Origin of the sequence: Trichococcus sp. K1Tr (genome assembly GCF_028309625.1) — a bacterium.
Classification (GTDB): Bacteria; Bacillota; Bacilli; order Lactobacillales; family Aerococcaceae; genus Trichococcus.
Genome location: NZ_JAQMHR010000004.1, coordinates 108,505 through 122,153, shown reverse-complemented (window position 1 = coordinate 122,153; position 13,649 = coordinate 108,505). Strand labels below are relative to the sequence as shown.

Annotated in this window: 10 protein-coding genes and 1 other annotated feature; of the genes, 3 read left to right on the top strand and 7 right to left on the bottom strand. The window is 51.4% G+C overall.

Going from position 1 to position 13,649, the window contains the following annotated elements; translation table 11 throughout:
* Positions 1-67: 67 nt before the first annotated feature.
* Together PH235_RS08940 and PH235_RS08935 are read left to right on the top strand one after the other, a co-directional pair.
* Positions 68-940: a cation diffusion facilitator family transporter gene (locus tag PH235_RS08940; protein WP_272162018.1), complete on the top strand. Its 873-nt coding sequence runs from the start codon at positions 68-70 to the stop codon at positions 938-940.
* Positions 941-1,081: 141 nt separating this feature from the next.
* Positions 1,082-2,422: an APC family permease gene (locus PH235_RS08935; RefSeq protein ID WP_272162017.1), complete on the top strand. Its 1,341-nt coding sequence runs from the start codon at positions 1,082-1,084 to the stop codon at positions 2,420-2,422.
* Between the two features lie 325 nt (positions 2,423-2,747).
* Here PH235_RS08935 and PH235_RS08930 read toward each other — a convergent pair whose 3' ends face one another.
* Both PH235_RS08930 and PH235_RS08925 read right to left on the bottom strand, forming a co-directional pair.
* On the bottom strand, positions 2,748-4,106 hold the full coding sequence (locus PH235_RS08930; RefSeq protein ID WP_086628746.1) for a PFL family protein: 1,359 nt from the start codon (positions 4,104-4,106) through the stop codon (positions 2,748-2,750).
* Between the two features lie 12 nt (positions 4,107-4,118).
* A complete protein-coding gene (locus PH235_RS08925; protein ID WP_272162016.1) occupies positions 4,119-4,388 on the bottom strand; it encodes an ACT domain-containing protein in 270 nt (89 codons plus the stop codon).
* A gap of 291 nt (positions 4,389-4,679) precedes the next feature.
* On the opposite strand from PH235_RS08925, the gene PH235_RS08920 reads away from it, so the two are divergent.
* The gene (locus PH235_RS08920; protein WP_272162015.1) at positions 4,680-5,558 is read left to right on the top strand and encodes a fumarylacetoacetate hydrolase family protein; all 879 of its coding nucleotides are present in this window, start codon (positions 4,680-4,682) and stop codon (positions 5,556-5,558) included.
* Between the two features lie 75 nt (positions 5,559-5,633).
* Here PH235_RS08920 and carB read toward each other — a convergent pair whose 3' ends face one another.
* Genes carB through argC form a run of 5 tightly spaced genes read right to left on the bottom strand, consistent with a single transcriptional unit; the run spans position 5,634 to position 13,256 of the window.
* On the bottom strand, positions 5,634-8,837 hold the full coding sequence (gene carB / locus PH235_RS08915) for a carbamoyl-phosphate synthase large subunit (protein WP_272162014.1): 3,204 nt from the start codon (positions 8,835-8,837) through the stop codon (positions 5,634-5,636).
* A gap of 17 nt (positions 8,838-8,854) precedes the next feature.
* Entirely contained in the window at positions 8,855-10,048 is a 1,194-nt protein-coding gene (locus PH235_RS08910; protein ID WP_272162013.1) for an acetylornithine transaminase, read from the bottom strand.
* Positions 10,048-10,950 (bottom strand): acetylglutamate kinase, encoded by a 903-nt coding sequence (gene argB, locus PH235_RS08905; RefSeq protein ID WP_272162012.1) that lies wholly within the window; start codon positions 10,948-10,950, stop codon positions 10,048-10,050. The genes PH235_RS08910 and argB overlap by 1 nt, the downstream gene beginning before the upstream one ends.
* Before the next feature lie 7 nt (positions 10,951-10,957).
* Positions 10,958-12,184 carry a bifunctional glutamate N-acetyltransferase/amino-acid acetyltransferase ArgJ gene (argJ, locus tag PH235_RS08900; protein ID WP_272162011.1) on the bottom strand — a complete coding sequence of 409 codons (1,227 nt, stop codon included), beginning with the start codon at positions 12,182-12,184 and terminating at the stop codon, positions 10,958-10,960.
* A 31-nt stretch (positions 12,185-12,215) separates the two neighbouring features.
* Positions 12,216-13,256: an N-acetyl-gamma-glutamyl-phosphate reductase gene (argC, locus tag PH235_RS08895; protein ID WP_272162010.1), complete on the bottom strand. Its 1,041-nt coding sequence runs from the start codon at positions 13,254-13,256 to the stop codon at positions 12,216-12,218.
* Positions 13,257-13,367: 111 nt separating this feature from the next.
* Positions 13,368-13,594, bottom strand: a binding site (T-box leader).
* Positions 13,595-13,649 lie beyond the last annotated feature (55 nt).

Sequence of the window (13,649 nt, the reverse complement as noted above, 5' to 3'; positions counted from 1 at the left end):
CAATTTTGGGAAGTGTACAAAAACAGACGGATCAGATGAGAATTCATAGGAAATGGAGCAGGACGCGATGAACGAAAGATATAAGGACTTAAAATTGGCGGAACAGGGCGCACGACTCAGCATGGTTGCCTATGTCACTCTCTCTTTCGCAAAACTCTTCATCGGAAATGCCTTCGGCTCGGCCGCGCTGAGTGCCGATGGACTGAACAATTTCACGGATGTCATTTCCACCGTCGCTGTCATGATCGGCTTGCGAATCGCCCGCCGTCCGGCTGATGAGGATCACCCTTATGGCCACTGGAAAGCGGAAACGATAGCAAGCCTCGCCACTTCCTTCATCATGCTTTTGGTCGGCCTGCAGGTGCTCTTCTCAAGTTTTTCGAAACTGACAGGCGGAGAGTTCACCACTCCAGATGTGCTGTCCGGTGTTACCGCCTTGATTGCCGGGTTTATCATGATTGGTGTCTACATATTCAACAACCGACTTGCAAACCGCATCAACAGCATCGGCTTGGCGGCTTCCGCCAAAGACAACCTGAGTGATGCCTTGACCAGCTTTGCCGCCGCGATCGCCATTTTCGGCTCCATTTTCGGGCTGTACTGGTTGGACGGTGTCATGGCCGTCATCGTGGGCATCGTCATCATCAAGACTGCAATCGATATTTTCCGCGAGAGCGCCTTCTCCCTGTCCGATGGTTTTGAAACGAATTATTTGGCCGAATACCGACAGGCCATCCTCGAAATTCCTGATGTCCAGCAAGTGACGACCATCGCCGCACGCAGCTATGGAGCAAATGTCTATGTTGATGTGACCATTCTGCTGGATGCGGAGCTGACAGTGCTGCGCAGCCATGAAATCACGGAAGAAGTCGAGGAGCGCTTGCGCACGGCATTCAATGTTTTCGAAACAGATGTCCACGTAGAACCTTTGACGCATTGATGTTACAAGTTTTATAGGCCGGACGTCATTTTGATGGTATAATAGCAGACGGATTTATACAGATTATTTTGGCGGACGCAGCTGTCATCAAGATCTGTCCGTCTTTTTTTTTTGGAAAAAATACATCTATTGGGAGGATTTATGAAAGAAGAGAAACATTACGGCTTATTCACTGCAGTATCCATGATCGTCGGCATCTGCGTCGGATCAGGGATTTTTTTCAAAGCCGATGACATTTTGGGAGCGACCGGAGGAAACGTAGCATTAGGGATTTTGGTTTTCTGTATCGGTGCATTCAGCATCATTTTCGGAAGCATCACCTTGACGCAACTGGCTAACCGGACCGAAAGAACCGGCGGCGTCGTCGCTTATTTCGAGGAGTTCATCTCCGATAAAGCAGCGAGCGCGTTCGGCTGGTTCCAATTGTTCGTTTACTTGCCGACAATCATCGTCGTCGTGAGCTGGGTATCCGGCATTTACACCTGCATGTTGTTGGGCTTGCCGAACACATTGGAAACACAAACACTGATCGGGACGGGCTACATGGCCTTCTTCTTCTTATTGAATTATTTTTCGCTCAGATTGGGCGGCTATTTCCAAAATCTAGCCACCATCATGAAACTGATTCCGCTGATTGCCGTCGCTATCGTCGGCATTTTCTGGAAAGAACCGGCTCCGATCGTTCCTCCTGAATTGGCGGTTCCGATCACGAACGTGGGCTGGGGCTGGTTGGCTGCACTGGCGCCGATGGCCTTCTCCTACGATGGTTGGACCATCGCGACAAACATCACGCATGAAGTAAAAAACCCCAAACGGACGATGCCATTGGCGTTGACCATCGGGCCATTGGTGGTGTTGGCCATCTATTTGACCTATTTCAGCGGCTTGGTCTCCATCGCCGGCTCCGAATACATCTTGGCAGTGGGCGATGAGGCCACCACAACCATCGGCATTTCCTTGCTGGGCGAACGTGGCGGCAGCATCATTCTTTCCTTTGTATTGATCGCTATCCTGGGCGTAACGAATGGCGTAATCATGGGTATCCTGCGTTTGCCGCAAGCACTGGCAGAAAAAAACATGCTGCCGAACAGTTCTAAGGTAAAACGGATCGATCCGAAGAGCCAACTGTCTCCGGCAGCCGCACAAATTGCCTTTGCGGTATCCTTTGTATGGATGTTGTTGCACTATTTGACCCAAAAATCCGGGATTCTCGGTGGCGGAGATGTCAGCGAAATCGCGATTGTCTTCAGTTATATGACTTATGTCATCCTTTATCTGAAAGTCATCAGCATGAAAAAAGAAGGTGTCATCACCAGCTCTTTCTTCGGTTCGATCACCCCGGTATTCGCGATCATGGGCTCCGCCATCATTCTGATCGGCGGCATCGTGTCCAATCCGACTTATGTGCCGATTTTCATCCTGTTCTGCTTCGCAGTTTGCTTCATCGGCTATAAATACTACGAGAAAAAAATTACGGCATAACAATAATGAAAGGCTGTCTCCTTTTGCGGGGCAGCCTTTCTTCGTTGTCTTAGCATGTGGATGGCATCCGCTCCGGTCCGGCGTCGATGGAGGGCGGTGGAAGGTGGAATAGAGCACCAGCTCCGGCCAGGATGCCGCTCCCCGGAGAAGGGAGACGACCATCAGGGTGTCCTCCTGCGAGGCCTTGCTCGCCGGAGGACGCAGACTAAATGTTGGCCGAACTCCGGTGAAGCCCACCCTCGCCGGAGCTAACGCTCAAACTGCCCTAGGGAATCAAAAAAGTGGAGCTGCCCCGCGACGGGACAGCTCCACTTTTTGAGTGCATTTAGTTTTTGAATGAGTGGATCGGTGCCGGGCTGCGTCCGCCGCGGTTGATGAAGTCAGCCGAGCTTTCTTTGTGGACCGGCATTACCGGAGCGCGTCCAAGCAGGCCGCCGAATTCAACGAAATCACCCACACCACAGCCGATTGCCGGAATCACGCGGACAGCTGTCGTTTTGTTGTTTTGGACTCCGATGGCCGCTTCATCCGCAATCATCGCTGCAATCGTTGTTGCAGGTGTGTCACCAGGGATGGCGATCATATCCAAACCAACCGAGCAGATGGCAGTCATCGCCAGCAACATATCCAAACTGATTTGGTTTGCTGCCGCAGCATCAATCATGCGGTGATCCTCAGATACAGGGATGAAAGAGCCGGACAAGCCACCAACGTGACTACATGCCATTACGCCACCCTTTTTGACTGCATCATTCAATACAGCTAGAGCAGCGACTGTTCCGTGCGTACCGACTACACCCAAACCAAATTCTTCAAGGATTTCCCCGACCGAGTCTCCGACTGCAGGTGTCGGAGCCAAAGCCAAGTCGACAATACCGAAGGGCACGCCCAATTTTTGGGAAGCGATGTTCCCGACCAATTGACCCATGCGGGTAATCTGGAAGGCTGCTTTCTTGATTGTATCGGCAACGATGTCCATCGGTTCGCCTTTTACTTTTTCCAAAGCACGTTTGACGACACCAGGACCGGAGATGCCGACGTGGATTTCACAATCCGCTTCCTCAACGCCATGATAAGCACCCGCCATGAACGGATTATCGCCTACCGAGTTTGCGAAAACAACCAATTTTGCGCAGCCGAAGCCGTTTCTGTCGGCCGTTTTTTCAGCCGTTGCAAGCACGATTTCACCCATCAATTTCACAGCGTCCATGTTGATGCCGGCTTTTGTGGAGCCGATATTGACGGAACTGCAGACCTTATCCGTCACTGCCAGAGCTTCCGGAATCGAATCAATCAGGATTTTGTCGCCTTTGTTGTAGCCTTTTTCGACCAATGCAGAGAATCCGCCGATGAAGTCGACACCGACTTCCTTCGCCGCAGCATCCAACGTTTTTGCGTATGCCACATAGTCCGTGTCATCGCTTGCGCCGGCAATCAAGGCGATCGGTGTCACCGAAATCCGTTTGTTCGTGATCGGAACGCCGTACGTATCTTCGATTTCCTGCGCTACGCTGACCAGGTTCTTCGCTTTGGTGGTGATTTTTTTGTATATTCTTTCACGAGCTTTTTCGCCATCGCTGTCGATGCAGTCCAATAAAGAAATCCCCATGGTGATGGTACGGATATCCAGATTGTCCTCTTCGAACATTCGGATGGTGTCCAAGATATTGTCAGTTCTTAACATTCAAATGTCCCCCTAGATCCGATGCATTGCATGGAATGTGTCTTCTGCCTGTAAACGGATGACCAAGCCTTGTTCTTCTTCAACTTTTTTCATCGCTTCTTTTACTTCTCTGACTGAATTATTTGCTTCATTCAATTCGACCATCAAAATCATGGTGAAGTATTCCTCCATGATGGTCTGTGAGATATCCAAGATATTTACGCCCAGACGCGCCAATTCCACCGATACGCTCGCTACGATTCCGGTATGGTCTTTACCTGTTACGGTCATGATTGCTCTCATCTTTTTTCGCCCCTGCTTCTTTAATTTTTTGTTGAGTCCATTATACCATTTTACGCCAATATGAAAATCCAATTAAAAAATTTCTGTTCCTATTCTATCACATATAAAGGGAATACCTACTGTTTTTTTGGAAAACGGAAAACAGTAACCGCTCTCTAATCATATTTTTCAGTGTTCTTTCCCGAAACACGAAAATTGTTGCAGATTTCGCATTAAATCTATCGTTTTTTGGGAATAATTGCTACACTGGATATAAGCAAGTTTCAATCCAATATCAAGGAGGTTTTCCCAATGCAATTGATTCATTTCTCAGAAGACGGCCAAAGCCGCATCGGCATCAAGACGGAGCGCGGTTTCCTGAACGCCGCAAAAGCGGCTGCGGCTTTATCGCTGCCTTTTCCTTCCTATATAGACGATGTGTTGAAGGATCCGGAGCAAGCTGCCCAACTGGACGCCATTCTGGCCCAAGCGGACACGCTGACGGATCCAGCCTACTATGTATCACTGGATGAAGTCACTTTCCTGCCCATCCTCTCCCGTCCCGGCAAAATCCTCTGCATCGGCAAGAACTATGCCGCCCATGTCGCGGAAACGAAAAGTGAAGCCCCGAAAAAGCCGCTTGTCTTCAGCAAATTCACGAGCGCTTTGGCTGCCCATAAAGAAGGCATTCCGATTCCGGTGAACACCAGCAAGGTCGATTACGAAGTCGAACTGGTGGCCGTCATCGGCAAAAAAGCGTATTGCGTCTCCCCGGAAGAGGCTCTTGACCATGTCGCGGGCTACACAATCGGCAATGACGTAACCGCGCGTGACTGGCAAAAAGGCTCGCCGCAATGGTTATTAGGAAAGTCCCCGGATAAATTTGCGCCGCTCGGACCGGTCTACGTGACTGCCGATGAGGTCGATCCGACAAATCTGGCCATTTCCCTTAAATTGAACGGCGAGGTTCGCCAGAACAGCAACACGAAGCACCTTATTTTTGACATCGCGACGATCGTTTCCTACATTTCCCAACACTTTTCCTTGGAACCCGGCGACATCATCTTCACCGGCACACCGGATGGGGTCATCCTCGGTTATCCCGAAGAGGAACAAGTCTGGCTGAAACCAGGCGATGTCATCGAATCCACCATCGAAGGCATCGGGACATTGGTGAATACTTTCCGATAGAAACCATCCAAAAGACCGCCGCATTATCCTGATCAGGATAATACGGCGGCCTTTTCTTTGCTGAAATGATTTTGTTTAAAAAGCTGGTTCGGTCCCGACTGCCTGCAATTGGAAATGCATCATTTCCATCGCCTGCAGCAACGCCCCAGCCGTATCCAATGAGGTCAGGCACGGCAAATTGTTGTCCGCTGCTTCGCGGCGGATGAAATAGCCGTCGGTTTCCTCGGTCTTGCCTTCGGTCATGGTATTGATGATGAACTGGATTTCTCCCTCATGCATGCGTTTCAGGATATTTTCCCTTTTCGCTTCGCCATTTTGGAGGATCGTGACAGGCACTTGCGCATCCAGCAAAGCTTGTCCCGTGCCCTTTGTTGCAAGCAGTCGATAGCCGACTGCAACCAAGCGTTTGGCCAGCGGCAGCATTTCCTGCTTATCCTTGTCGGCAATCGTCAGCAAAGCCGTGCCGTACTCGGGAATCTCGATATTGGCGGCACGGAAAGCTTTGTACAGCGCTTTGGAAAGGACGACATCCTTGCCGATGATCTCCCCTGTGGACTTCATTTCCGGGCCCAATACGGTGTCGACTTTCTTCAGTTTGTTGAAACTGAAGACCGGCATCTTCACATATACGCCGGATTTTGACGGAACCAGACCGGTCCGGTAGCCTTGATCTTTCAGTTTGATGCCCAGGATGCCTTGCATCGCCAAGTTCGCCATCGGGATGCCGGTCACTTTGCTCAGGAACGGGATCGTCCGGCTCGCGCGCGGGTTCACTTCGATGATGTAGACGACGCCTTCGCTGATGACAAACTGGATGTTCACCAAACCGATGGTGTTCAACCCTTGCGCCACGCGGATCGTATAGTCTTCGATCGTTTGGATCAGTTCAGGTGAAAGGTTTTGCGGCGGGTAAACCGCGATCGAGTCGCCCGAGTGGACGCCGGCGCGTTCGATGTGTTCCATGATGCCCGGGATCAGGACGGTTTCGCCGTCGCAGATCGCATCGACTTCCAACTCTTGTCCGATCAGGTAATGATCGACCAGGACCGGACGTTCAGGACTGGCCACGACCGCTTCGCGCATGTATTTCTCAAGGTCGGCTTGGTTGTAGACGATCTGCATCGCCCGGCCGCCCAATACGTAGGACGGACGCACCAAGACCGGATAGCCGATTTCGTCGGCAACTGCGACCGCTTCTTCAACGGTCACGGCTGTTTTGCCGGGTGCTTGCGGGATATCCAAGTCGCGCAATAACTGTTCGAACAGTTTGCGGTCTTCGGCGCGGTCCAGATCTTCCAGGCTCGTGCCCAGGATCTTGACGCCGTGTTTCACCAATTTGTCGGCCAGGTTGATGGCCGTTTGGCCACCGAACTGCACAACGACGCCCAGCGGTTGTTCCAGGTCGATGATGGCCATCACGTCTTCTTCGGTCAAGGGTTCGAAATACAGCTTGTCGGAGATCGAGAAGTCTGTCGAAACGGTTTCCGGGTTGTTGTTGACGACGATCGCTTCATAGCCGGCTTCCTGGATTGCCCAGACTGCATGCACAGTCGCGTAGTCGAACTCGACCCCTTGGCCGATGCGGATCGGACCGGAACCTAAGACGATGACTTTTTCGCGGTCGCTCGGGAAGGATTCTTGTTCCATCTCATACGTGCTGTAGAAGTACGGTGTGAAGGATTCGAATTCGCCCGCACACGTATCCACCATCTTGAAGACAGGGACGATACCGTTGGCTTTGCGCAACGCATAAATGTCTTCCGAAGCCATGCCCCACAATTCCGCGATGATTTCGTCGCTGAAGCCGTATTTCTTCGCTTCGCGCAGGATTTCCAGGTCTTTCGGTTCGGCTGCTGCCACTTCCTTCTCCAAGTCGATGATGTGCTTGAATTTGTACAGGAAGAAGTAGTCGATTTCGCTCCATTCATGGATTGTTTCCGGTGTCACGCCGCGGCGCAATGCTTCTCCCAGATAGAAAAGACGTTCGTCGCAAGCGACACGGATGTTCTGTTCGATTTCTTCCATCGTCACGGTCTGGCCTTGGTCTTTCGGCAATGCCAGATGGTTGACGCCGTATTCCAAAGAACGGACGGCTTTCAGCATCGATTCCTCGAACGTATGGCCCATGGCCATGACTTCGCCTGTCGCTTTCATCTGTGTGCCGAGGGTGCGGTCGCCCTTTTCGAATTTATCGAACGGGAAACGCGGGATTTTGGATACGATGTAATCCAAAGCCGGCTCGAAAGCCGCATAGGATGTGCCGGTTACCGGGTTCTTCATTTCATCCAAAGTCAAGCCGACAGCGATCTTCGCCGCCATCTTCGCGATCGGGTAACCGGTCGCTTTACTCGCCAAAGCCGAAGAACGGCTGACGCGCGGGTTCACTTCGATGATGTAGTAGTCGAACGAGTAAGGATCCAATGCCAACTGGACATTGCAGCCGCCTTCGATTTTCAGGGCGCGGATGATCTGCAGGGAGACATCACGCAGCATGTGGTACTCTTTATCGGATAAGGTTTGGGAAGGCGCCACGACGATGGAATCGCCCGTGTGGACGCCGACCGGATCGATGTTTTCCATATTGCAGACGACGATCGCATTGTCGTTGCTGTCGCGCATCACTTCGTACTCGATTTCCTTGAAGCCGGCGATCGATTTCTCCAACAGGCATTGCGTCACGGGTGAGTAGCGCAAACCGTTCGCCACGATTTCGCGCAGGTCAGCTTCATTGTGGCAGATGCCGCCACCGGTGCCGCCCATTGTGAAGGCGGGACGGACAATCAGAGGATATCCGATTTCCGCCGCGAAGCGAAGCGCTTCGTCTACAGTATGGACGATGTCGCTTTCCGGAACCGGCTGATTCAATTCCGCCATCAATTGGCGGAACAGATCGCGGTCTTCCGCTTGTTGGATGGAAGTCAGTTTCGTGCCAAGCAACTCGACCTTGTACTCCTCCAGAATGCCGGCTTCATCCAGTTCCACCGCCATATTCAGACCAGTTTGGCCGCCCAATGTCGGCAAGAGGGCATCCGGGCGCTCTTTGCGGATGATGTTCGCGATGAACTCCAGCGTCAGTGGCTCCATATAGACTTTATCAGCGATCTCAACGTCAGTCATGATTGTGGCTGGGTTGGAGTTGACCAGGATGACTTTGTATCCTTCTTCCCTTAAGGCCAAGCATGCTTGCGTACCGGCATAGTCAAATTCTGCGGCTTGGCCGATGATGATAGGTCCCGAGCCGATCACGAGGATCGTCTTGATATCTGTGCGTTTAGGCATGCTTTGCCGTCCTTTCTCTATGCTTCAATTGTTTGAAAAACTTCATCCATCACTGCAACAGCCTTGTCGATTTCCGTGCTCGTGACATTCAGCGGCGGAAGGAAACGCAATACCGTATCATGCGTGCAGTTGATGATGACGCCTTTTTCCATGCACTTCGCGACGATGTCGGCTCCCTTCATCGCCAGTTCCATCCCGAGCAGCAAGCCTTTGCCGCGCACATCGAGGATAAAGTCATATTTTTCCTTGAATGCCACTAATTTCTCTTCGAAATAGCTGCCCATCTCATTTACATTCGCCAGGATATTCTCGTCTTCGATCGCTTGAATGGTTGCGAAAGCTGCCGCACAGACCAGCGGATTGCCGCCGAAAGTCGAACCATGATCACCCGGTTTGAAGTGGGAAGCGACAAAATCCTTCGCCAACAACGCGCCGATCGGAACGCCATTGCCCAAAGCCTTCGCCAAAGTCATGACATCCGGTTCCACGCCGTAGACTTCGTAGGCGAACAGCTTGCCGGTGCGGCCCATCCCAGTTTGGACTTCATCAAAGATCAACAGGATATCTTTTTCATCACAGAGCGCACGCACTTGCTCCAGGTAGGCTTGATCGCCCACGTAGACGCCGCCTTCGCCTTGGATCGGCTCCAAAAGGATCGCGCATGTCTTTTCCGTAACTTTGGCAGCCAAAGCCTCAAAGTCATTGAAAGGAACGTAGTGGAAACCTTCCAGGAACGGATCGTAATCTTTATGGAATTGCTTTTGTCCGGTCGCCGTCAACGTCGCCATCGTACGGCCGTGGAAGGAATTATCCGCAGTGATGATTTCGTAACAGCCTTCGCCGTGGACTTCGCGTCCGTATTTGCGCGCCAATTTGATGGCCCCTTCATTCGCTTCCGCGCCGCTGTTGCCGAAAAAGACCTTATCCAAAACGGAATTCGTGATCAGTTTTTCCGCCAACTGCACTTGCGGCTCGATCCAATAAAAGTTCGAGCAGTGGACCAGTTTAGCCGCCTGTTCCGCTATCGCAGCCGTCACTTTCGGATGATTATGTCCTAACGCGTTCACGGCGATGCCTGCCAGGAAATCCAAATATTGCTTGCCGTCCGCATCCTTCAGGTAGCTGCCTTGTCCTTCGACCATACAGATGGCTCCGCGGTTGAAAGTATTCATCAAGTAGGCTTGCCCTTTTGTTTTTATCTCTTCATTCATTATTCCAGTACCCCTTCCTTCTCACGATCGATCATCGTGCCGATCCCTTCGTCGAAAAACACTTCCAACAAAATCGAGTGGCGCAAACGGCCATCGATGATGTGCGCTCCGTCCACACCGCCTCGCAATGCGTCGATGCAGCAGTCAACCTTCGGCACCATTCCGCCTGAGATGACGCCATCCGCTTCCAATGCTTCGATCTCTTCGAGCGTGATCCGCGAGATGAGGGAATCCTTATCATGGTAATCGCGGAAAATCCCTTCCACATCGGTCAGCAGGATGAATTTGTTTGCTTGAACGGCTTTCGCTATAGCGCCGGCTACATAATCGGCGTTGATATTGTAGCTCATACCATCCTTGCCCATCCCGATGGAGGAAATGATCGGGATATAGCCGCTGTAGATGAGTGAATCCAGCATTTCCTTGTTTACTTCTTCCACTTCGCCCACATAGCCGATGTCGATTTTTTCGCCGTTCTTTTCCAGATATTTTTTGCGCGCCAGTATCAGATTGCCGTCCTTCCCTGACAAGCCGATGCCTTTGCCGCCGAGCTGGTTCAGAGTGCCGACGATATCCTTGTTGACTTTGCCCGCCAACACCATTTCGACGATTTCCATCGTCTCTTTGTCTGTCACACGCAGCCCCTGTTCGAAGTGGCTCTCGACCTTCAGCTTTTTGAGCATATCGTTGATGGCCGGCCCGCCGCCATGGACGAGGATAGGGTGCATGCCCACCGATTTCATCAACAACAAATCCTGCATAACGGCTTTTTTCAGTTCTTCATTGATCATGGCATTGCCGCCGTATTTGATGACGATGATCTTATCGCGGAAACGGTTGACGTAAGGCAGTACTTCGACAAGCATTTCGGCTTTTTCACAATTGCTCTTGTTCATCTTCATCCCGCTCTCAGCTCCTGTAATCCGCATTTATTTTCACATAGTCGTAAGAGAAGTCGCATGTCCACGTACTGGCGGCTTCTGTTCCCAGATGCAGGTCGATCAAAATATTGATTTCATCTGCTTTCAGTATTTTTTTCGCAAGTTCTTCATCGAAGACGACACCCATCCCCGCTTCGCAAAGCTTGATTTCGCCATTCTTGCTTGAGAAGGCGATGTCGATCACGTCGGCATCGAAGTATTCCGTTTCCGCATAACCGGCTGCCGTGATGACCCGGCCCCAGTTGGCATCCTCGCCGAACATCGCCGTTTTCACGAGACTGGAAGTCGCGACCGATTTGCCGATTGAAACCGCATCAGCCATTGTTTTTGCGCCAGAAACCAGGACCTCGACAAATTTTGTCGCCCCTTCGCCGTCCTTGACCAACAGCTGCGCCAATTGGGAGCAGATGGTCAGGACAGCCGCTTCCACTTCGGCATAGCCTGCATCGTCAGCAGAAGCGATCAGCGGATTGTCGAGTTTGCCGGTAGCAGCGACAAAGACGGAATCGTTCGTGCTCGTGTCCCCGTCGATGGTAGCGTGGTTGAAGGTCGCATCAGCGGCTTTCAGTAACATCGCATGTAAAGCTGTTTGGCTGATTGCGACATCGGTTGTGATGTAGCCCAGCATCGTGCCAAGGTTCGGATGGATCATCCCGGATCCCTTGACCATGCCGCCGATGGTAGCCGTCTTGCCGGCGATTTCAAAGGTGAAGCTGACTTCTTTCGGAACCGTATCCGTCGTCATGATCGCCTTGCTGGCTGCAGCGCCGCCAAATTCGGAAACTTCCGGTGTGATTGCCTTGACCCCTTTTTTCATTGTCTCCATGTTCATGAACATTCCGATGACGCCTGTCGAAGACACCAACACCTCTTCCGGTTGGATATTCAGTTCTGTCGAAAGGAGTTTCACGGTCTCTTCCACATCGGCTTTGCCTTGTTTGCCTGTACAAGCGTTCGCGTTGCCGCTGTTGATCAGGATCGCCTTGAAGCGGTCATTTTGCTGCAGGGCCTGTTGATCATACTGGACCGGAGCCGCTTTGACTTTATTTTTGGTAAAGACGCCCGCAACTGTCGCCCCATCAGGGAAATACAGCAGTGCCATGTCCTTTTTGCGTTTCTTGAAACCCGCGTGGATCCCTGCGGCTTGCACACCTGCAGCGGCAGTCACACCGCTTTTATGTAATTTCTTTATCATTTCGTCCGTTTCCTCCTTCAGTCTTCCGTTATTACGGGAAAAGCCCTATCATCTGTAATCCTGTCGTTTCGGCAAGTCCGAACATCAGGTTCATGTTTTGCACGGCTTGGCCGGCAGCACCCTTCATCAAGTTGTCGATGACCGACACGATGATGACCCGGCCTGTGCGTTCGTCGTAGGTGACACCCAATTGGCAGTTATTTGTGCCTTTTACCGATTTCGTCATCGGCCACATGCCCACAGGCAGAACCTGCACAAACGGTTCATCTGCGTAAGCTTCCTCAAAAAGGGCCTGGATTTCGTCCGCTGTATGTCCCCCAGTGACCGTCGCATAGATGGTGCTGAGGATGCCTCGGCTCATCGGCACCAGATGCGGCGTAAATTGGATCATCGTATCCGTGCCGGCCATCTGCGTCAACAGCTGCTCGATTTCCGGTGTGTGGCGGTGATGCGCTACCCCATAAGCTTTGAAGCTGCTTTCCACCTCAGTGAAGAGGTTCGCTACGTTACCAGCGCGGCCTGCTCCGGATGTACCGGATTTGGAATCGCAAACGATGCTGTTCGGCACGACCCAGCCTTTTTTCATCAGCGGCATCAAGCCCAAGAGGATGCTGGTAACAAAGCACCCCGGATTCGCGATGACTGTTGCATCCTTGATCGCCTCGCGGTCCCATTCAGGCAGACCGTATACGGCTTCCTCCAAAAGTTCAGGCTCGGTGTGCGGGACTTTGTACCATTCTTCGTAAACCGCTGCATCCTTCAACCGGAAATCGGCCCCAAGATCGATGACCTTTTTGCCTTTTTCTTTGGCTTTTTTGGCTATCGGCAACGCGTGTCCATGCGGCAGGGCCACAAAGATCACATCGCTGTCGGTCGTCACCTGTTCCAGATCCAATTCTTCGCAGGTGTGATCGACATTACCCAACAAGTGCGGAAAAAGATGCTGGATCTTTTGACCCGCGTACGTGCGGGAGGTCAGATGATCCAAGACCACATCCTCGCGCAATCCCAATAATCGGACTAATTCCACCCCCGTGTAACCTGTTGCTCCAATGATACTGACATGAATCATACTTCCCATCCCCCTTTTTTTATTTGTTGTAAAACAGGCCGAGCCCGTCTTACAAATACTTGCATATATACAAAAAAACTTCCGTGCCTATACCAAATCAAATAGATTCAGTATAGGGACGAAAGTTCGTGGTGCCACCCTTATTTTCCAGCATGCGCGCAGGCTGGACTCAAGTATTGCTACTTTTGCGATAACGGGGCAACCGGATTAAACTTTATGGTTCACATTCAGCTTATCAACTCAAAGTTCCTTTTCATCCATCGCGGTTGACCTTGCTTTCACCCTCCAAGGTTCGCTTCACTGTGCAAATGGATTACTCTTCTTGTCAAAGTTTTTGTTTGTGTTAGATGTTGTTTGACATTTGCATTAAATTTATCATCTGTTTTTCACTTT

Bases quoted from the DNA above. Each gene is read 5' to 3' on its own strand.
- PH235_RS08940 (WP_272162018.1), top strand. From the start codon at position 68: ATGAACGAAAGATATAAGGACTTAAAATTGGCGGAACAGGGCGCACGA.
- PH235_RS08935 (WP_272162017.1), top strand. From the start codon at position 1,082: ATGAAAGAAGAGAAACATTACGGCTTATTCACTGCAGTATCCATGATC.
- PH235_RS08930 (WP_086628746.1), bottom strand. From the start codon at position 4,106: ATGTTAAGAACTGACAATATCTTGGACACCATCCGAATGTTCGAAGAG.
- PH235_RS08925 (WP_272162016.1), bottom strand. From the start codon at position 4,388: ATGAGAGCAATCATGACCGTAACAGGTAAAGACCATACCGGAATCGTA.
- PH235_RS08920 (WP_272162015.1), top strand. From the start codon at position 4,680: ATGCAATTGATTCATTTCTCAGAAGACGGCCAAAGCCGCATCGGCATC.
- carB (WP_272162014.1), bottom strand. From the start codon at position 8,837: ATGCCTAAACGCACAGATATCAAGACGATCCTCGTGATCGGCTCGGGA.
- PH235_RS08910 (WP_272162013.1), bottom strand. From the start codon at position 10,048: ATGAATGAAGAGATAAAAACAAAAGGGCAAGCCTACTTGATGAATACT.
- argB (WP_272162012.1), bottom strand. From the start codon at position 10,950: ATGAAGATGAACAAGAGCAATTGTGAAAAAGCCGAAATGCTTGTCGAA.
- argJ (WP_272162011.1), bottom strand. From the start codon at position 12,184: ATGATAAAGAAATTACATAAAAGCGGTGTGACTGCCGCTGCAGGTGTG.
- argC (WP_272162010.1), bottom strand. From the start codon at position 13,256: ATGATTCATGTCAGTATCATTGGAGCAACAGGTTACACGGGGGTGGAA.